The sequence below is a fragment of the Legionella spiritensis genome (genome assembly GCF_900186965.1).
Taxonomy (GTDB): Bacteria; Pseudomonadota; Gammaproteobacteria; order Legionellales; family Legionellaceae; genus Legionella_C; species Legionella_C spiritensis.
Genome location: NZ_LT906457.1, coordinates 3,212,684 through 3,233,394, shown reverse-complemented (window position 1 = coordinate 3,233,394; position 20,711 = coordinate 3,212,684). Strand labels below are relative to the sequence as shown.

Genomic DNA, 20,711 nt, shown 5'->3' with positions numbered 1-20,711 from the left:
GGTTGTCAGGCGTCATTGGACTCTGATTCCTGACAACATTATTTTCTTGCTTATGGAATGTACTATGGATAAACATTATTACTCCCCGATCGATATGTTAAAAATCGCCGCCCAGCATGCCTATTGTGCTCAGCATTTGCTCAATAACGACGCGGAAGTGGAGATAGACCGTTACGGGATCAGTGACGCGCTGGCCCCTGTTGCGTCACTGATGTATACCGCGTTTGAATTGATGTTCAAGGCCTTTCTGCTGCACGATCACCGGCCGGTGAAACAACATAAAAACCTGCAGGAACTGGTGGAGTTAAACGCGGATCTCGGTTTTTCAAGCCTGGATCGCCAGTTGTTGAAAACGCTGTCGCGTCAGATCGCTTTCCGCAAGGGGATTGAATACAATTTGTGGGAAAACAGGCAGGAACAGCAGGTGTTTTGCACGGAAATTATCGATCTTTACGCGCGCCTGCAGGAGGTGGTGCCTCTGGAATTGCAGCTTGATTATCAGACGTAAGTGACCAGAAAAAACGGCGGCAGATACAAGATATCGGCCGCCGTTAGACAACTGTATCGTAATTACATGCCCATGCCGGAGGACGAAGACGGCCCTGGAGCATCGGAGCGGCCTTCATCAATGCTTCGTTCTTTCTCTTTAGCTAAAGCGGCTTGCCTTTCTTTTTCAAGGTTCAGTTTTGCATCGTGTTCTTCGGAAGCCTCGATGACAAATTTTGCTATTTCCCCGGCGATTTCAGCCACAACAGGGTTGACAATTTTTTCCTTGTCCGGTTGCTCTCTCAATTGGGTCAGGGAAGAGCGCTTCCTTTCCAGTTCATCGAGTGTATTGCGAATCTTTCCTTCCCATTCCGTACTTAGATAAAAATCCGTATCCGTGTTTCGTATGCGCTCTACATTGGATTTTTCCCTGGAATCCTTGTAAGAAATGGCAATGGCTTTGATGGTGGCGGTGGTGATGGTTTCTACCAGAGCCGCTAACTGGCCATGCCGTCTGGATTTTTTATCGGAGGCACCCTCCCCGGTAAGGATGGTTTCGATGAAGTGACGGAAGGAATGATAATCATGAATAACCGGTACTTTCTGTTCGAGTCTGCCCTGCAAGTGGTTTCTTTGTATCTCGGCGTTCCTGTCGGCGTGCATAATTTGGGTCATGGTTTCATGAAAGGTTCGGAGTCGGCGTTGAATGTCGGCACTGAGCTCCGGTCCTTCTGCCGCCAGATTTTCTTTAAAGGAATGTACGAGCAGCCCTGTCAGGTGTCTGTCAATGAGGTTGGTACTTACTTTAACGCGTTCATGGACGGTTTTATCCTTTAATAGATCTTTAAACGAGAGTTGACGCATTGGTTCTTTTTCAAGGCTCTTGAAAAGAACTTGTACGGATTTGTCGTATTCAAGAAGCATTTTGATTGTTGTCACAAAGTTGTGCATGGTTTGTAACCGGTCACGGTAACTCTCTTTGATAAAAGACTGGGATACCAGATGATTGTATAGTGGCAAGATGTTTTTATAGGTACGCAACGCATATTTTATTGATGATTCAGGTACGTCGGCGACACCCGCATGCACGGGATAGTCCGGATGAGTCAATGCCATGAATAGCGGCATCTTTCCTTCCGCGCGCAGAAGCAGGGCTTTATGGTTCATAAATTCAAATCGTGCGTCATTATTGTCGAATTGTTTCTTATAAGCTTCTTCGGAAAGTTGCTCATACTCCGTAGGGAGGCGTGACAATTCGGGATTGGCTACCATGATTTCCTGTACGGCTTTTTGCATATAGGAATAAAAATATGGGCGCTGCTCAATGGGGTGATGTTCAATCCATTCCTGATAGATTGGATTTAAAATCCCGGTTAGCAATGCCTCAACCTGGTCGAGCAACTCGTTTCTCAACGGATAGTAGGTTTGGCCAATTTCCAGTTGCAGCACCTTCAATAAAGAATTGTGCGTATGCACGGTGGCACCGAGGCGTTTCAAATCGTTACCGGATACTTCCGAAAACTTGTCGCGAACAGCAATGGTGTCTCGCCATTTCGTGGCATCCATTCCCTCGTCAAACAAGTCTAGCAGCGCCACGGATGAATACGCTCTTCTTTTCTTGATTTTTCCTTCTTCGTATTCTTTATATTTATCGAGCAAGGAGCGCACGGAAATCTCTTTTTCATCACGGTCGGAGGCGCCTTCGGAATCGGAATCAGGCAATGTTGTGGCGGATCCCGATTGTGTTTTTTCTGTGGATCGGGGACTTCTGGGCGAAGATGTAATCTTATCCTTATTATCCTTAAACAGGCTGAAACTACTGTTGCTTAAGGTGCGTTTCAGAGTTTGCAGTTTTGAAGAACTTGTACGGGGTTCAACGGAAGATAACTCCTGACTGCTTTTCGATAGTGATAATGTATTCTTGACTTCAGGATGGTCTTCGATAAGAACTGGGGAGTATTTTGAGGCATGGCGAATGGTGGCGGAATTTTTTTTGATTCGTATCCTGACGCCCGGTAAAGCCTGTCCAGTTAAACTTTCCAATACTGCTTCAGGATCAAGCTTTTCGTCGCTGCCTGCAACTTGAAACAGGCAGGTTGCCTTGTTTTTATGAAGTTCCCAGACCAACGGTTTGCCTTTATACTCTATACCTTCAAAATAAACTAACATTTTATTACAACTTAAAAAATACAAAAAGAGCAAATATAATACAGAAAATAGGGTTTCTTGTCAAATATTAGTGGTGTTGCTCGTTTTCATTGGAGGTCGTTTTGTTTTATGGCAGGCACTGGTTTGTAATCGGGTTTAACCTGGCCTAACCTTGAAACCAGTGTATCAAGGTTAACCGGTTTTATAACGATAAATTCTTGTTTTACAGGCTTAACGCTTGTAGCCGGGAAAACGGAATGATTAATTCGTTGAGCGTATACAAATGAATTCTTCTTCGTCAAAATCAATGTCGCCATGAAAGTCCGGTTGACGGGTATGGGTTTTTTCCTGCGGCTCCAATGCTCGAATCGTATCGTCCTGTTCTTGCGGGCGTGCTTCGGGTTCGTTCATTTTAGGGTCTCCTTTTTTTCAGTCTTCCTGATAAAGAATAGTGCAAGATTGGCAATTATCCAGTTTTCAGCTTATTTTTTGAATTTAAACTATTTTGTAGCCCGTAAGGAGGCCTGCGGGCTATTGCGGGTTCACGCTGCGTTTGTCCGGCATGGAAAAAACACCCTCTAAAAAAGATGCCATTCCTGGAGCGGTGCAGTACAATGCTTTTCACCGGAATTATCGATTTATACAGAGAGCGTCATGTGGATCAATCTTGCCGAAGGAACCTGGCTGAAACATCGCCGGATTCAAAATGAAACCGTGCTGGCACTGGCGTTAAGCGCATTTTTATTTGCCATTCCCTTAAGCAATACGGCTCAGAGTATTACCTTTGTGGTTGCCGTAGTGCTGTTGCTGGCGAGCAAATGGCCCGTGGATTCATTTCGTTACTTGCTGAAACAACCCTGGGTGATGGCCCTGGCCGGTTTCTTATTGCTGGTGATCATGGGGTGTTTGTGGAGTCCGGCAAGCTGGTCCGGAGAATTTCTGGTCATCAAAAAATACAGCAAATTGCTCTGGCTGCCTGTATTAACCCTGGGATTTGTTCATCCGCGCACGAGGCACTGGGGCTTGCACGCCTTTCTGGGTGCCATGTTGCTGACCTGTCTGGTGGCGGTGGCCAAAACCATTAGCCTTGGATCACTGCATAACGATATCCCGGGTTACGTATTCCGTAATTACATTATGACCGGCCATATGATGGCGTTTGCCAGCTACCTCGCCGGGTATTATGCCATAACGCGGCCGCGATGGCGCATGGCCTATCTCGCAATGTTTCTGTTGTTCAGTTATCAGATTCTCTTCCTGAGTCTCGGCAGAACCGGATACATTGTTTATTTTCTCCTGCTTTTCCTGCTCATGGTACACGTCTTAAACAGGAAACAACTGGTTGCGGGGTTGCTTGCCGCCGGGCTGGCGCTGACTTTGGCGATGCACTATAGTCCGCGTATGCAGCAGGGTTTGTATGGCATTGTGGATAATCTGCAGCATTTTCAGCAAGGTGACAAAAGCACGTCGGTGGGCTTTCGTTTGCAGTTTCAGCAGTTTTCCTGGCAACTGTTTCGGGAAAGTCCGGTGATTGGCCATGGCACTGGCAGTTTCGCCTATTATTTTGAGCAACGCCAGCCGGTGCCTGCCTGGGGCAAACGACTTAACGAACCGCATAACCAGTATTGGCTGATTGCGGCGGAATACGGGCTTGTCGGCGTCGTCGCCTATCTGGTTCTGCTGGCCACGCTTTATCTCGCCAGCCGGCGTTTACGCGATATGAAACCCATCGCCGTGGCGTTACTGGTACCGTTTGTCATTGGCGGTTTTTCAGATTCGTTGCTTTTTTATTCCAGCAGCGGCTATTTCTTTCTGGCTTTAATGGCCTTATGTCTCGGGGAAGGGCTAGTACTGTTTCCATTTAGTTTTGACAAGTTAACTGTCATTCCCGCGAAGGCGGGAAACCATTCCTGATGTGGCTCAGTGCTTGATTCAGTATGGATCCCCGCCTTCGCGGGGATGACAAAAAGACAAACACTCTGTGCAAGCCAACCTGTCAAAACTAAATGGAAGTGGTACTAGGTTTTGCCGTACCCCAGAACCTAGTCCGCCACGGAAACGATGATCTCCCGGGTATTGGCTAATCCATGCTCATCCACGACACGTACGATGTAATGTCCGGGTTTCGCCTTCCACCAGTACGGTTGGTCGCGGCGGGTTTTGGCCAGATAACGACCATTAATGAACCAGTAAAGATGCGAGACATCAGCGTCCGCAACCGCCGTCAGCGGGATGCGGGTCTTTTGCAGCGCATGGGCGCGTACGATGTATTGTAATTCATGATGCGGCGAGGTGATTTGCGGTATCAGCCCGGTCATGGCGATGCGCCCGCATCCGGGTTCGTAGGGAGGGGGCGAGCGGCGCTGAATACCGGCTTGCCGGAAAGTGGCCAGTAAATCGGACGGCCAGAATTCAAAAATCTCAAAACGCGACTGTTCATTAATATGGCAGGTGCGCAGGCCGGTGGTGCTGTCTATGGCCACTTCCCGGTAAATGGTGTCCGTTGTTATGGGCGATTTACCGGGAATGAACCAGGTCAGTTCGGTATCCTGACAAAAACGTGTCGGTAACATGCCAGAAGCCTTGCAGACACGGACTTGAGTCAGATTCATGGTTTGCGGGTATTTTTCCAGTCTCGGGATGGGGCCAAGTTCATGGTTCATCGCTTCCACAATCTCAAAAAATAACGGGGCGGCAATGTTTTTACCGACAAAAGCGGGATTTCCCTGATTATTGAAATGGCCTATCCATACGGCCAGGACGTAAGGGCCGAATGCGCCTGCCGACCAGGCGTCGCGATAACCGGACGAGGTCCCGGTTTTCCAGGCAACAGGCAGGGCGTGCCGTTGGATCCCCGGTTGTAATCCCGGGGTATCCTTAAGCATATCCAGAACCAGAAAACTGGCTTCCGGACTTAACAGACGTTTTCCGGCGTCGCGTTTTGCATCCTGCGTCAACCGCAACTCATGCCAGACACCGTCGTTGACCAGGGTGGCGTACAGGGTTGTCAATTCTTTCATACTCAATTCGGCGCCGCCCAGACTCAAGGCCAGGCCATAATAGGAAGCGGGTTTTAACGAACTGACCCGGGCGTCTTCAAGGAATTCATACAACGTGGGGTTGGTGAGCTGGTTGGCCAGATCAACGGCCGGAATATTGCGGCTCAGGATCAGGGCGTCTTTTGCCTTGACAGGACCCATAAAGTCGTAATCAAAATTTTCCGGATTGTAACTGCCAAAACGGTGCGGAACGTCTTTTAAAACGGTTGCCGGATGAATCAGCCCCTGATCCAGAGCCAGAGCATAGATAAATGGTTTTAAAGTCGAGCCGGGGGAACGTTTGATGTCGGTGCCGTTGATTTGGCCGTCGATGGCCGTATTGAAGAAACTGGCCGAGCCGGTTAAGGCTTTGATACCCATGGTCCGGGTATCAACCAGCATGATGGCGGCGTTGTTTGCGCCCAGGGAGGCGGTTCTGGCCAGATATCGTCGGGAAACACGTTCCACCAGGCGTTGCAGACGACCGTCGAGGGTGGTCAGTATGGTTTTTTGATCAGGATGGCGGCTGAGTACGTCGTTGACGAAATGCGGCGCTTTAAAAGGCAATTGCCGCATAGACCGCATGGCCAAAGGCAGGTTCATGGCGGCTTGCTGATTTTCATCGTCCGGATGAATACGCAGCCATCGTTGAAACAGTTTGTCGCGAATGGGTTGCAGTTGATGATTGTCCGGCGTTCGCCGTCCGGGATTTTGGGGGATGACAGCAAGCGCCAGCGCTTCGGGCAAAGTCAGTTTTTCCGCGGGTTTATTAAAATAGACCAGGCTCGCGGCGCCGATTCCTTCAATGTTATGGCCGTAGGGCGCGAGATTTAAATAGGCTTCCAACAGTTCTTTCTTGCTGTAGTGTCTCTCAAGCTGCAAAGCCCGCAGTATTTGCGCTACCTTGCCGGTCAGGGTTCTGGAATGAATTTTAAAGCGCATACGGGCCACCTGCATGGTAATGGTGGATGCCCCGATGCGGCGTGATCGGAGGACAAACGTTTGCCAGGCGGCTTTCAGCATGGCGACAGGGTTTACGCCGGGATGGCGGTAAAAATATTGATCTTCCTGCAGCAGGGTGGCTTCCACCAGTTGCAAAGCCATATTATCGAGCGGCGTGTAAAGACGGTATTGATCGTCATGACTCAAGGTAAGACGCAACAATCGGCGCTGTTCATCAAAAACCCCGGTGGAATAACTGATGCCGTTCAATAACGGTGGTTTGGGAATGAAAAAATAAAACGCCAACGCACTGACAAACAGCACAACAACGATTATTCTAGTTAGTCTGAATGTCAATTTCATGGAATCTCGTACCCTTTCCATTCAGGTTCATTAATGGCATCCGGTCAAATATTAAATGGAAACGGTACTATACCTCATTGCGGATAGACTATGAAAAAAAACAGGATCTCTTGGTTATTGGCGGCAATCGGCTCTTTTTTAGCGCCGCTGACAGGCCGGGTACAATGGAAAAGCCCTCCGTGGTTCAAGTTTTTGCGAAAAAAAGCGCGCAAGAATCCGAAACAATTCCTGGGAGCCGCCGCGGGTTTAGGCGTCGTGCTGCTTGGTCTTGTTCTTGGATACGTCTGGTATAAAAATTTACCGCAACCCTTGCTGATCACCGCAAAAATTGCCGAACCCCAAATCACACCCAACCAGGATGAACTGGTTGCCGAGCCTCTGGTCATTGATTTCGGACTGGCGGGCGACAAGCGGCAATTTACGCCGTCGTCCGTCGCGCCCCTTAATGAGGTTGGCAAGGTGGTGACGGACAATATCGAGATAAAACCGGCCATTGCCGGGCAATGGCGATGGGAAAGCGACAGCCGGTTGATCTTTACGCCCGCCCGGGATTGGCCGCCCGGCCAGAGGTATGAGATCAACTTTGGTGTGAAAGCCTTTGCCGACAGCAGCAAAATAGCGAGCCTGAGCTATACCTTTTCTACCCGGCCGTTCAAGGCGGCCATCAGTAAGTTCACCTTGTATCAGGATACGGTTAATCCTAAAAACAGACAGGCTGTAGCTACGGTTGAGTTTAATTTTCCCGTGGATACGACAAGCTTCGAAAGCAAGACAAATCTCAAGCTGCAAGCCTTGCAACAAGGGAAACTTGATTCAGATGCCCCGCCTTATCAATTCAAAGTCACTTATGACAAGCATAAACGTGTTGCCTACCTTCGTTCCGAAAATTTGCAGATCCCTGAGGTTTCCCGTTATGTGCTGCTTACCGTTCCGAAGGATGTGAAATCGGCGTCCGGTACGGCCGAAACGCTTGATACGGTCAGCAAAAACCTGCTGATCCCCGATCAGGGCAGTTATTTTAAGGTCTTACAGACCGGAGCATCCATCGTCCGTAATGACAGGGATCAGCCGGAGCAGGTTCTGACGCTGGAAACGTCGCTGGGCGTCATGCAAGCGCAATTGAATAAACACCTGCACGTTTATTTGCTGCCTGAAAATTATCCCGCAACGAAAAACGAGCGGGAAATCAAACATTACCAATGGCAAAATCCCGGTGAAATCACCGCGGGGATCCTTGCGCTTTCAACACCCTTGACAAAATCAGCCATCCCCGCGGATCGTAATTACGCAACCCTGCACAGTTATAAATTCAAGGCCAGGACACCCCGTTATATTTATCTTAAGCTGGATAAAGGGGTAAAAAGTTTCGGGGATTTCGTGTTAAGCCAGGATTACGCCGCTGTCATTGCGGTTCCCGAGTTTCCGAGAGAAATCAATTTTCTTCATAAAGGCGCCCTGCTGGCCTTGACCGGGGAGAAAAAATTATCGGTAGCCGTACGGGGATTGCCCGCCGTCAAATTTGATATTGCCCGGGTACTGCCGGATAACATCAACCAGCTGGTCACCCAAAGCGAAGGTGATTTCAATAACCCCTATTTCCTTCATACCAGCTTTAACCAGCAAAACATCAGCCGGATTTTTTCAGAGACGCAATCTTTTGATAATTCCGATTTGAGCCGTCAACAATACTCCGCTCTCGATCTGGGCCGCTACGTTGCGCATGATCTCAACAGCAAAGGCCCCAGAGGATTATTCCTCTTGCAAGCGACAGGCTGGGATGTGGAAAACAACGTGGCGCTTGATGTCAAAGCCGGCCGTTTGATTTTAATTACGGATATGGCTTTGATCGTGAAAGACAACAGCGACAAGTCCCACGATGTGTTTGTGCAATCCATTACCACCGGACTTCCCGTTGCCAATGCCATGGTGCGTGTGCTGGGTAAAAACGGTTTACCGCTGCTGACCCGCTTTACCGATCAGGAAGGGCGTGTCAGTTTCCCGCCCCTGCAGGATTTTACCGACGAACGCGAGCCGGTGGTTTATCTGGCTAACTTTGCCGGGGACGTGTCGTTTATTCCCTACAGTAATTATGGACGCCAGCTGAACTATTCACGATACGACGTGGGCGGGTTGTATAGCGGCAATCAGGAACAACATCGTTTGAGCGCTTTTTTATTTTCCGATCGCGGCATTTACCGGCCTGGCGATGAAGCGCATGTCGGCTTGATTGTAAAGCAGACGTTTGCGCAGCCGCAGCCGGCCGGACTGCCCCTGGAAATGACGGTGAGTGATCCGCGCGGCACGACCATTCTTGATCAGAAATTTACCCTCAATGCTTCGGGCTATATGAGTTTTAATATCCCGACCACGGCGACGTCCCCAACCGGCCAATATTTTGTAAACCTCTATCTTGTAAAAGATAATCAGGCGGACAGTCTGCTGGGCTCCACAACCCTGCGTGTCGCTGAATTTCAACCGGATCGCATGCGTATTGCCGCGGAATTCTCGCAAAAAAAGACGAAAGGCTGGCTTTCTCCCGACGCGTTGCAAGCCCGTGTTAATTTGTGGAACCTCTACGGCGCGCCGGCGGCGAACCGGCGGGTTAGCGCCAATTTGCTTCTGGCGCCGCAGGATGTGGCGTTTGACGAATATCCGGATTACCGTTTTGTCGATCCGTTGGTCGATGACCATAAACCGGCTAAAGTCTTCACCGATAATTTGGCCGAGGCTAAAACCAATGACGAAGGGCAGGCAGATTTTGATCTGGGCCTTAATCGTTTCCAAAAAGCCACGTATAAGCTGACGTTTTTCGCGGAAGGGTTTGAAGCGGAAGGCGGTCGCAGCGTGACCACGCAATTGACCGCCTTGGTTAGTCCCCTGCCTTATCTGATTGGCTATAAGCCGGACGGTGAATTGCGCTACATCAATCAGGGAAGCGCGCGCTCCATTCACTATATCGCGGTGAATTCCCAGTTGAATCAGCAGGCGGTTCGCGATTTAAAAATTCAGTTGCATGCCTTGCATCCGGTAACCACACTGGTTAAAAACCCGGATGGAACCTATCAGTATCAATCGGTCATCAAATCCACTCTAATTCGTAGCCAGCCGTTTTCCATTGGTGGACAAGGAACAAACTATTCTCTGCCGACTGATGAGATCGGTGATTTTTCTCTCAGTGTGGTGGATGATAAAAATACCAGACTAAGTCAGGCAAGATTCAGTGTGGTTGGCGCCAGCCAGTTACCGTTGCCCAAAAATGCGGAATTGACCGTCAAGCTTGATAAAACGGAATATCGGGCCGGCGAGGATATCGCGTTGCATGTTACCGCGCCTTATACCGGAGCCGGATTAATCACTATTGAACGGGACAAGGTTTACGCCTCGCAATGGTTCAGGGCGGATACCACAAGCTCGGTACAAACCATCCGGATCCCGGCTGATTTTCAGGGCAATGGTTATGTCAACATCGCTTTTGTGCGTAACTGGGATTCCCCGGAAATATTCATCAGCCCCTTAAGTTTTAGTGTGGTGCCATTCACGGTCAGCCATGAGGATCATGCGATTGCCATTGAATTGAAAACGGCGAAACGGGCACGTCCGGGCGAGGCGTTGACGATGGTGTATAAAACCGACAAGCCGGCAAAAATTATTGTCTTTGCCGTGGACGAAGGCATTTTGCAGGTTGCCGGATATCAAACACCGGATCCGCTGGCGTTCTTTTTTCAGAAAAGAGCTCTGGAGGTTCTGACCCAGCAAACAGTGGATCAGATTTTACCGAAATATTTAAGGGATCGTGAACTGTCCGCTGTAGGTGGTGATGAAGGGGAAGCTATGCTGGCCAGACATCTCAATCCCTTCAAGCGCAAGACCGATTTGCCGGTGGCCTATTGGTCAGGCGTTCTCGAAAGCGACGCGACTCCGCGGCAGTTGCGTTATCAGGTGCCGGATTATTTTAATGGTACGTTAACGGTCATGGCGGTGGCGGCGGCTTTTGATGCAATAGGATCGGCCTCCGTACAGTCACAAATACGCGGCCATTTTGTCATTAACCCCAACGTTCCCACCTTTGTAGCACCGGGTGATGAATTTGAAGTGACGGCCAGTATCGCCAATAATCTCGAGAACTCGGGTGATGTTGCCGAGATTGATGTACAGTTATTAACGTCTCCGGAGCTGGAGCTAATCAGTGACGCCAGTCAATCCCTGACTATTGGCGAAGGCAAGGAAAAGACGGTGCGTTATACTCTGCGTGCCAGATCGCAACCGGGTTCGGCAACCATCACGCTGGTGGCCAAAGCCGGCGATAAATCCGGTAAAATGGAAGCGACTTTGAGCGTAAGACCGGCAACCCCTTTCCTGACCACCTTGAAAAGCGGTAAGAGTGATCATCAGAAAACGCTCGCGGTAGATCGTAAATTGTATCCACAATACCGCACCGTGGAAGCAAATGCTGCAAACAGCCCGCTTATTCTGGTCAGCGGTTTACAGCGGTATCTGGATAATTTCCCCTATGGTTGTACGGAACAGCTGACAAGCAGGGCTTTGCTTTTACTCGCGATGGCGGGTCAACCCTGGTTTCATCAGGACGAGGCAGAGATCAGGGAAAAACTGGCGTTGGCCATACAAATGCTGGGCCAAAGACAGATGAGCAGCGGCGGCTTCAGTTACTGGCCGGGACTTGGGGCGAATCGGAGCAATGATTTTGCCACGGTCTATGCGATGCAGTTTTTAACGGAAGCGAAAGCGCAGGGAGTGACTGTTCCAGGCGATCTGTTTTATGCCGGGATCGGTTATCTGAAAGAGTTTGCAGGACAAAATCCTCGCAATCTTGAACATGCCAGATTACAGGCTTACGCCATTTATGTTCTGACACGCAATGAAATGGTGACTACGAATTATCTGACCAATCTGCAGCTTTATCTGGATAAGGAACAGGATAAATTATGGCAGGAAGATATTACCGGTGCTTATGTGGCGGCTTCCTATCAGTTATTGAAAAGCGAAGAGGAAGCATCCCGGTTGATTGAACAATATAAATCATCAGCCAACGCAGGCGTCTCCGATTTTTACAATAAGAACATTGCCGATGCGCAATATCTGTATTTAATCGCGCGCCATTTTCCCAATCATCTGGCACAAGTGGGCAAGGATTATGTCATGCCGCTGGTGAATGCTATCAATTCCGGTGAGATGAATACGGTATTGGCCGGTTACACCAGTATGGCTTTGAACGCTTATAGTCTGTCGGTGGAACCATCGCAGGAAAACGGATTGACGATTACTGAAATTCTGGCTAATGACAAACCCCGATACCTAACCCCCAATCCGGCGGCCTATCAATCCGTCACGATAGACGGTAACGCCAAAAATGTTGTGTTCAACGGTCCGAAGGGGCAGGATTATTTCTATCAGTTGATCCAGGCCGGTTTTGACGCGCAGCCGCCAGCCGCCAGTCTGCAACAAGGTCTGGAAGTGTATCGCGAATATCGTAATGCCGAGGGAGATGTGATCACAAAAGCCGAACTCGGAAAAGACATTGAGGTTCATATTCAGATCCGTGCCATGCAGGATCAGTATTTCAGTAATGTGGCCGTTGTGGATCTGTTGCCCGGTGGATTTGAAGTGGTTGCCGATTCCGTCGATACAAGCAAATTCGATTACGTGGACATCCGTGAAGATCGGGTGGTGTTTTTTATGGGCGTGGGCGCGGCGGCTTCGGAAATAGTTTATCGTATCAAAGCCACCAACAGCGGTGATTACACAGTGCCACCCGTATTGGCTCAATCCATGTATAACCCTAATGTTCAGGCCTATGGCAAGCCCGGTCAAATCAGTGTGACCAATACAGACTGATGCCGGGCGTTTTGTACCAGGGGGCATGACATTTTTCTCTGTACATGACAAAAAAATCTGTCATGTACAGAGGGCATTTTTTCTAAAACGGTGCAATTTTTTACAAAAAGAGGTAAAATTCGCCTTTTTTAAACCAGTAACGATACGATGAAATATCTGCTTTACCTTTGTTTGTTTTTTATAAGCAGCCTGCTTTATGCTGAAATTCGCTCGGAAATACATACGATTAAACTGGGTGACACACCGGTACAAATCGTCAGGGAAGGTGAATCGGGCAACACCTTTGTTCATTTGCATGAGAATGAAAGGACGGCGCTCAAAGCGGCGGAACGTTTTATCGCACAGCAAGGCGGCACTCTCATTACCTTGCGACACAGCGGACAGCGCAATATTGTGTTTCGGATAAACAAGGTGACGTACCAGTTTGATCCCAATCGCATTTTTACCGATCAGGGTATTAAAAAAACGCTACGGCAATACGGCCCGTATTCCGGAGCCGCGCATCGGGAGGTTAAACGTCTGGCTCAGGGAATTATTCGTTTGATCCCCCCCGGCAAGGTGATTGCGGTTCATAATAACAAAGGGTATTCCATGACCGATTATTTCCCCGGACACCCGTTGGCCCGGGATGCGAAAGCATGGCATCACCCTCCGGGCACCAATACGCGCAATTTTTATTTTGTTACCCGTTATCAGGAATACCTGCGGTTGAAAAAACTGAAATACAATGTCGTTTTACAAGCGGATCATGCGCAGAATGATGGTTCCCTGTCTTATTATCTGGCCGGCAATAATTATATAAATATTGAGTCCGCACATGGTCAGCTGGATGCGCAATTCAAAATGCTGAATCATGCCTGATAACTTGGCATGAGGCTCGTTTCAAGATACGATTAGATTTTTTGCACAGGGTAGGATGAATGGAGCAGCTTGACGTTAGTTCAACAGAGACGGTGCAACAGCAAATGTTGCGGTTAAGTTCACATCTGAATGGACGTATCCTCGGTCAGAAGGGGTTGGTGTCGCGATTGTTAATCGCCTTGCTCGCCGATGGCCACCTTCTGGTGGAAGGGGCGCCAGGTCTGGCTAAAACCCGGGCTGTCAAGGAGCTGTCAACGCTGATTGAAGGCAGTTTTCACCGTATTCAATTTACACCGGATTTGCTGCCTGGTGATTTAACGGGCACCGATGTCTTTCATCCGGAGGACGGCTCCTTTGTCTTTCAACCCGGACCTATTTTTCATCATCTGATTCTTGCCGATGAAATCAATCGGGCTCCAGCGAAAGTGCAGTCCGCGCTATTGGAGGCTATGGCTGAGCGGCAAGTCACTATTGGCGGTAAAACCTACCCGTTGCCCGAGTTGTTTCTGGTTATGGCGACGCAAAATCCGATTGAACAGGAAGGAACCTACCCCTTGCCCGAGGCACAGCTTGATCGGTTTTTGATGTATGTGAAAATCAGTTATCCGGAAGCCGCCGTTGAACATGATATCCTGTCTTTATCACGCAATGAGGCGATGGGATTGCAGGGCGGAACCGGTGAAAAAATCAAGGCGCTATCCCAGTCTGCCTTGTTTGAAGCACGGAAACAGGTTTTAAAGGTACACACCAGCAGTGCCCTGGAAAATTATCTGGTGCAACTCGTGGTCGCAACCCGTAACCCGGCGGCATACAGCGACGAACTAACCCGCTGGCTGCGTTTCGGAGCCAGCCCGCGTGCGACGATTGCGCTGGATCGCTGTTCCAAGGCACATGCCTGGCTGGCCGGTCGTGATTTTGTGACACCTGAAGATATTCATGTGATTGCTCATGACGTGCTCAGGCATCGTATTTTGCTCAGCTTTGAGGCGGAAGCGGAAGGAGTGAGCAGCGATGATTTCATTGATGCCTTGTTGCGTCTGGTGGCGGTGCCGTAGGAGAGGACGATGACCGATGGCGTGGTGGCACCTCTCAGCGAATTGATTGCGTTGCGGCGGTATGCCCGCAAGATTCATTACAAACCGGGAAAGAGCACGATCAGCGCGGGAAATCATTTATCCCGGCTTCGCGGCCGCGGTATGGATTTTTCCGAGGTTCGCAATTATCAGGCAGGAGACGAGATTCGTCATATGGAATGGCGGGTGACGGCACGCACGGGACGCCCCCATATTAAAATTTATCAGGAAGAACGCGAGCGTCCGGTGGTCATTCTCACCGACTTTAATCCATCCATGTATTTTGGCACGCGAGTCGCGTTTAAGTCCGTGCTGGCTGCCCGCCTGTCGGCCATGGTAGCCTGGACGGCCGTGAGGCAGGGTGATCGGGTGGGAGGTTTGCTGTATTCCGCCTCTCGTCACGATGAATTCATTCCCCGGGCTCGTGAATCAGGCATACTGCCGTGGTTGGCGGCTTTGAGTGATTATACCGGACAACTGGATAACCGGAATCATTCCGGGCCTCGCCAGTTAAGCGATGCTTTGCTGCGTATGCGGCGGGTCACCCGGCCCGGCAGTATTCTGGTGTTGATCAGCGATTTTTATCATCTTGATGCGGAAAGCGAGAAGCATCTCAATCGACTGCGCGCTCATAATGACGTACTTGTTTACCATATTTGTGATGTACTGGAACTGGCTCCCCCCAAACCGGATATTTACGCCATCACCAATGGTGCGCAGGAGATCCTTCTAGACACGCGAATCGACAAAGTCAGCCAGGATTATCGGAATTATTGCGAGGACAGACAACTGGCGTTGCAATCATTGTGTAAACGCCTGCAAATACAATACGTGACCGTGACTGCGGAAAAAGATATAGCGCAACTGGTTCGCCAGACGTTTCCCAGGAGGTCTAATGGCTGATTCGCAACCGTTAGCGCAGTTACGCGATATTCATTTACCCGCCCCCATTGGCTGGTGGCCGCTGGCGCCAGGCTGGTATTTTCTTGCTTTGGGTGTTCTGGTTTTGTTGCTGGTTGCCGTTTTTTTTATCCACCGGCGTTACTCTTACGGTCGTGCCAGGCGCCAGGCCTTGCAGTTGCTGGCCAGATACCGGCAGGAGTATATGAATGAAGGGAATAGTCAGGTGACCAGTGCCAAGGTATCGGAATTGTTGCGACGGGTGGCGCTGGTTTATTTTTCCAGGGAGCGGGTAGCTGGATTGCAAGGAGATGCGTGGATTGAGTTTCTAAACAGTACCGGCAAGGATATTAATTTCAGCGCCGTTCGTGAATGTTTGATAGAGCTGCCCTACCAGGCTCCAAAAAGTATAAATTTAAAACCACTGTTTACACGCGCCGAGATATGGATTAAGCAACGAGGTGTACCGTGTTCGAATTAGCGTACCCCTGGGCATTGTTGTTATTGCCTCTGCCTTTCGTTATCTGGTTTCTCTGCCCTCGTGCCGCATTGGCTTTGCCGGCCGCTATGAAAATCCCTTTTTACGAGGCAGTATATTCCATCGTTGATCAGGAAAAACGGGTTTTAGCCAGACAGGGGAGTACCGGTATTTTCCTGATTATCTGGGTGCTGATTTTACTTGCGGCGTCCGCTCCCCGCTGGGTGGGCTCCCCTATTCCCCTGCAAAGGGAAGGACGTAATATTATGCTGGCGCTGGACTTGTCAGACAGCATGAAAATCAATGATATGATGATGAACGGTCGCCCTGCCAGTCGTCTGGTCGTGGTAAAACAGGCGGCGGAACAATTCGTCAGGGAACGGACAGGTGATAAAATTGGTTTGATTCTGTTTGGAACCCGCGCTTATTTACAAACGCCTTTAACCTATGATTTGCATAGCGTGTTAATGCGTATTGAAGATGCTACGGCGGGGCTTGCCGGAAACACGACGTCCATCGGTGATGCGCTGGGTTTGGCCATCAAACGCTTGCAGGATGTTCCTGCCAGGGGGCGAGTGATTATATTGCTTACCGATGGCGCCAATAATTCCGGGGTTTTGACTCCTGTGAAAGCGGCGGAACTGGCTAAAACGGATAATATCAAGGTATATACCATAGGTTTGGGCTCGCAAACTGATGCAGGCGCGTTAAGCGGCATGTTTCTTGGTATGAATGCGTCCGCCGATCTGGATGAGGAAACGTTGCAAAAAGTGGCTGCCATGACCGGGGGCCAGTATTTCCGTGCCACGGATCCCAAGTCGTTGCAAGATATTTATAATACGATTAACCAGCTGGAAACCATCTCCCAGGATCAGGCGAATATTCGGCCGCAAAAAGATTATTACCCCTGGCCGCTGGCGTTGGCGTTGTTGTTATTTTTATACTGGTTCTCCGAAAAGGCCGGGTACGTACAGAAAATTTCTTTTCGATCCGCACGTGTTCAGGAGAGTGGTTCATGATAACGAACGTTCACTTTCTGCGCCCATGGTGGTTGCTGGCTCTGGTTCCTTTATTGATTCTGGCAGTGCGCCTGTGGCGGGCAAAACCTCATCTTGAATCCTGGGCTGCCGTTTGTGACCGTCATTTACTGGATCATCTGATTCAGTCGAAGGGAAGAAACAAACGACATCTTGCCATGACAAGTCTGTTTATCAGCGCCGCTTTTCTAATCATCAGCCTGGCCGGACCAAGCTGGTCCAGATTTCCGGTTCCTTCTTACCGGCAAGTCCAGCCAAGAGTATTGATTCTGGATATGTCAGACAGTATGTTGATGGATGATTTGAATCCGAATCGACTGACGCGGGCGAAATTCAAATTGCATGATTTGTTTAGCCGCCCTGATCTCGGACAGACAGGATTGATAGCGTACACGGGTGAACCTTTTATCGTTTCACCATTGACCGAAGACGCGAAGACCATCGATTCGCTCCTCTCGTCGCTAACGCCGGATATAATGCCTGTGTCCGGTCAGCGACTGGATAGTGCTCTCAAGCAGGCCGGACAATTGATTAATCAGGCCGGATTTCATTATGGCCAGATTCTGGTTCTCACCGCGGAATCGCCAAGCCGCGCGGCGATTGAAGAAGCTGAAACGCTCGCCGGACAACAGATCTATACGTCGGTCATTCCCATGCTAGGTGATCAATCTCTTAATCCGCTATTTCAACGATTGGCCAATGCCGGGCAAGGAATCGTCGTTCCCTTTTCCGATAGTTCCGCCGATCTGGAACGCTGGTTAACATTGTCGACGGGCGACTACCAGTTTAATCCGAGTCAACAAAATCTGATTCCGGTCTGGCGTGATGAGGGACGCTGGTTTTTAATTCCAGCACTGATTTTTTTATTACCGGTATTCAGGCGGGGTTGGCTGCAAAGGATAGACGCATGAAAAAGTGGATATTTATCATCCTCACGACACTGACCTGCAGTGCGTATTCATTTAGTTGGCAGAGCCTGTGGGCAACGGGTGATCAACAAGCCCAGTCGCTGATGAACAAAGGACAATATAAAAAAGCCGAGAAGACATTTCAGCATCCGGACTGGCGTGCCGCGGCCGCATACCGTGCCGGCCATTATCAGGATGCGGCAAAGGGATTTGCAGCATTAGACTCTGAGCGAGGTTATTATAACCAGGGGAATGCGCTGGCTCATATGGGACAATATGAGGCGGCCATCAAAGCCTATGATGAAGCGCTGCGCTTTAATCCGGACAACAAAGACGCACTCTATAACCGTCAGATCATCGCGGATTTGTTAAAAAAACAGAAGGAAAGCCAGCAAAACAAGGATCAGCAAGGTCAGGATCAGAAAAATCAGCAAAACAAGAATCAGCAGGGTCAGGATCAGAAAAATCAGCAAAGCAAGAATCAACAGGGTCAGGATCAGAAAAATCAGCAAAACAAGAATCAGCAGGGTCAGGATCAGCAAAATCAGCAAAACAAGAATCAGCAGGGTCAGGATCAGCAAAACCAGCAAAACAAGAATCAGCAGGGCCAGGATCAGCAAAATCAGCAAAACAAGAATCAGCAGGGTCAGGATCAGCAAAATCAGCAAAACAAGGATCAGCAGGGTCAGGATCAGCAAAACCAGCAAACTGCGGATAAGCAGCAACAAAATAAAGAAACGCGGCAATCTGATCAAAAATCGTCGGGGAAAAAGCAGGAAAATAGCGATGAGGCAGGAAAAACGGCGGCAGACGAGCATGCTACTGCGGTGGAGCGTGAAAAACAACTGGCGAAAGAACAGTGGTTGCGTTTGATCCCCGATGACCCGGGGGGATTAATGCGAGAAAAATTCTTGCGTGATCATTTAAGAAGACAACGTGGGTGGTATCAATGAAACATATACTGACAGCTGTTTTTTTAATCCTGTTCTGGATGGTGGGGTATGCGGATGTTACCTTGCAGGTTGAGTCGCCAACCGTCGAGTATGGTCAGCCATTTCGCCTGACGTTAACCATTGAGGATGCACAGACGAACGCCATTCCTGATTTAACGCCCCTGCGTAAGGATTTTACCATAGTCGGTACGGAACGAAGTGTGAATTATGCCTTGATTAACGGCCAATCCCGGACACTCAGCCAATGGACGGTATTGTTGCTGCCGAAACGTGAGGGAAAATTCACGATCCCTCCTATCCGGGTCGGGCAAGAGGAGACTGTGTCAACAACCATCGAGGTCATGAAAGACGCGGCCGGGATGACAGATACCATAAATGCCCGGGAGCAGAAAAGTGTGATGTTGCAAACCGAGGTCAGCACCAGTAAACCTTACGTGAATCAGCAGGTGCTCTACACGGTCAAGTTATACAATAATCGCCGGCTGTTCGATGCTGATTATCAGCCTCCCAGGATAGAGGATGGTTTGTTGATTCCATTGGGTGACGGGCGACGTTATCAGGTTATGGTAAATGGTACGGCTTATACTGTCGATGAATTGCAATACGCTGTTTTTCCTCAGAAAAGCGGCCCGTTAAAAATAACGCCGCCCCGGTTTCAAGCTTTGCTATCAGGTACCATTCCCCAAAGAATCACCGTGGCGGCTGAAACCACAACCCTGGATGTGAAACCGGTGCCTGCAAAGTATTTGAACCAAATCTGGCTGCCGGCCAAACAGGTTACCGTAACGGAGACTTTTGATCGGTCGGATAATGAGTTTCAACAAGGCGATATGCTGGTGCGTACCATAACCGTGCGGGCAACCGGCATGGTGGCTCAGTTGATGCCCGCGCTGAAACTGACCACAAGTGATCAGTACAGTATTTATCCTGAAAAACCCGTAGAAAAAACATCCTTTGTCCAGGGGGATTTAATCGGGACAACAACCATGAAAGTGACCTATCTGCTGAATAAGGCGGGTAAAATTGTGATTCCCGAAGTGAAATTACCCTGGTTTAACACGTTGAGCGGCCAATCCGATGTTGCGACATTAGCGAAAAAAACAATTGAGGTGATCCCTGCCGCCGGAGTGAAATCAGCGGCGAATTCTGGTTCCGGCATGTCTCCTGCACAAAATGCAACGCCGTTACCGGCACCAGTCAGCTCGAATCAACCCGCCGCAATACCTTCTTCGTCCGGAGCCTTTGTAGCGAATGATAACAAGGCATGGTGGGTTGCCGGAATTTTTGCCCTGGCCTGGATTGTAACCCTGTTATTGTGGTGGTGGCGTCAATCGCCTCATAATCGAGGCCGTTTGACGAAGGCTCGTAAGAAATTATGGGAGGCTTGTCTTGCCAATCAACCGGAGCAGGCAAAGGATGCGCTTATCGAATGGGCGCACTGCCAATGGCCTGACGCAGGCGTTTTAAATCTGGCAGACATCGGGCGGCAGGTACGGGATCCGGTGTTTAAAAAGCATTTGAATGCTCTGGCACAGGCTTTGTATCACGCGGATCAGACGCGGTGGCGAGGTGATGAGTTATGGCGTTGCATTGTCAACAACAAATTGGGTAGGGCCGCTGGAAAAAACAAATCCAATCCCCTTCCTCCCATCCATCCCTCCGTGGATTAAT

14 protein-coding genes are annotated in these 20,711 nt (G+C 49.5%); 11 read left to right on the top strand and 3 right to left on the bottom strand.

What is annotated here, in order from left to right:
- The first annotated feature begins 64 nt into the window (after positions 1-64).
- On the top strand, positions 65-508 hold the full coding sequence (locus tag CKW05_RS14695) for a hypothetical protein (protein ID WP_058482071.1): 444 nt from the start codon (positions 65-67) through the stop codon (positions 506-508).
- Positions 509-570: 62 nt separating this feature from the next.
- Here the strand turns inward: CKW05_RS14695 and CKW05_RS14690 are convergent, their stop codons facing one another.
- Entirely contained in the window at positions 571-2,655 is a 2,085-nt protein-coding gene (locus CKW05_RS14690) for a hypothetical protein (RefSeq protein WP_058481979.1), read from the bottom strand.
- Between the two features lie 240 nt (positions 2,656-2,895).
- Positions 2,896-3,045 carry a hypothetical protein gene (locus CKW05_RS15400; protein ID WP_156413328.1) on the bottom strand — a complete coding sequence of 50 codons (150 nt, stop codon included), beginning with the start codon at positions 3,043-3,045 and terminating at the stop codon, positions 2,896-2,898.
- A gap of 243 nt (positions 3,046-3,288) precedes the next feature.
- Between CKW05_RS15400 and CKW05_RS14685 the strand changes: the two genes are divergently transcribed.
- Positions 3,289-4,548: an O-antigen ligase family protein gene (locus tag CKW05_RS14685; RefSeq protein WP_058481978.1), complete on the top strand. Its 1,260-nt coding sequence runs from the start codon at positions 3,289-3,291 to the stop codon at positions 4,546-4,548.
- Between the two features lie 128 nt (positions 4,549-4,676).
- On the opposite strand, the gene pbpC is transcribed toward CKW05_RS14685, so the two are convergent.
- Positions 4,677-6,977, bottom strand: coding sequence for a penicillin-binding protein 1C (gene pbpC / locus CKW05_RS14680; RefSeq protein ID WP_058482070.1), 2,301 nt, complete (start codon positions 6,975-6,977; stop codon positions 4,677-4,679).
- Positions 6,978-7,067: 90 nt separating this feature from the next.
- Between pbpC and CKW05_RS14675 the strand changes: the two genes are divergently transcribed.
- The 9 genes from CKW05_RS14675 (at position 7,068) to CKW05_RS14635 (ending at position 20,710) form a co-directional block, all read left to right on the top strand.
- Entirely contained in the window at positions 7,068-12,830 is a 5,763-nt protein-coding gene (locus CKW05_RS14675; protein WP_058481977.1) for an MG2 domain-containing protein, read from the top strand.
- A gap of 147 nt (positions 12,831-12,977) precedes the next feature.
- Positions 12,978-13,691: a hypothetical protein gene (locus CKW05_RS14670; RefSeq protein ID WP_058481976.1), complete on the top strand. Its 714-nt coding sequence runs from the start codon at positions 12,978-12,980 to the stop codon at positions 13,689-13,691.
- Between the two features lie 59 nt (positions 13,692-13,750).
- On the top strand, positions 13,751-14,746 hold the full coding sequence (locus tag CKW05_RS14665) for an AAA family ATPase (protein ID WP_058481975.1): 996 nt from the start codon (positions 13,751-13,753) through the stop codon (positions 14,744-14,746).
- A 9-nt stretch (positions 14,747-14,755) separates the two neighbouring features.
- Entirely contained in the window at positions 14,756-15,667 is a 912-nt protein-coding gene (locus tag CKW05_RS14660) for a DUF58 domain-containing protein (RefSeq protein WP_058481974.1), read from the top strand.
- Positions 15,660-16,145, top strand: coding sequence for a DUF4381 domain-containing protein (locus tag CKW05_RS14655; RefSeq protein WP_058481973.1), 486 nt, complete (start codon positions 15,660-15,662; stop codon positions 16,143-16,145). The genes CKW05_RS14660 and CKW05_RS14655 overlap by 8 nt, the downstream gene beginning before the upstream one ends.
- The gene (locus tag CKW05_RS14650; RefSeq protein ID WP_058481972.1) at positions 16,133-17,161 is read left to right on the top strand and encodes a vWA domain-containing protein; all 1,029 of its coding nucleotides are present in this window, start codon (positions 16,133-16,135) and stop codon (positions 17,159-17,161) included. The genes CKW05_RS14655 and CKW05_RS14650 overlap by 13 nt, the downstream gene beginning before the upstream one ends.
- Complete coding sequence (locus CKW05_RS14645; protein WP_058481971.1) at positions 17,158-18,090, top strand: vWA domain-containing protein; 933 nt, start codon at positions 17,158-17,160, stop codon at positions 18,088-18,090. Before CKW05_RS14650 ends, CKW05_RS14645 begins: the two co-directional genes overlap by 4 nt.
- Positions 18,087-19,040 (top strand): tetratricopeptide repeat protein, encoded by a 954-nt coding sequence (locus CKW05_RS14640; RefSeq protein WP_058481970.1) that lies wholly within the window; start codon positions 18,087-18,089, stop codon positions 19,038-19,040. The genes CKW05_RS14645 and CKW05_RS14640 overlap by 4 nt, the downstream gene beginning before the upstream one ends.
- Complete coding sequence (locus tag CKW05_RS14635; RefSeq protein ID WP_058481969.1) at positions 19,037-20,710, top strand: BatD family protein; 1,674 nt, start codon at positions 19,037-19,039, stop codon at positions 20,708-20,710. The genes CKW05_RS14640 and CKW05_RS14635 overlap by 4 nt, the downstream gene beginning before the upstream one ends.
- Position 20,711: the final 1 nt, after the last annotated feature.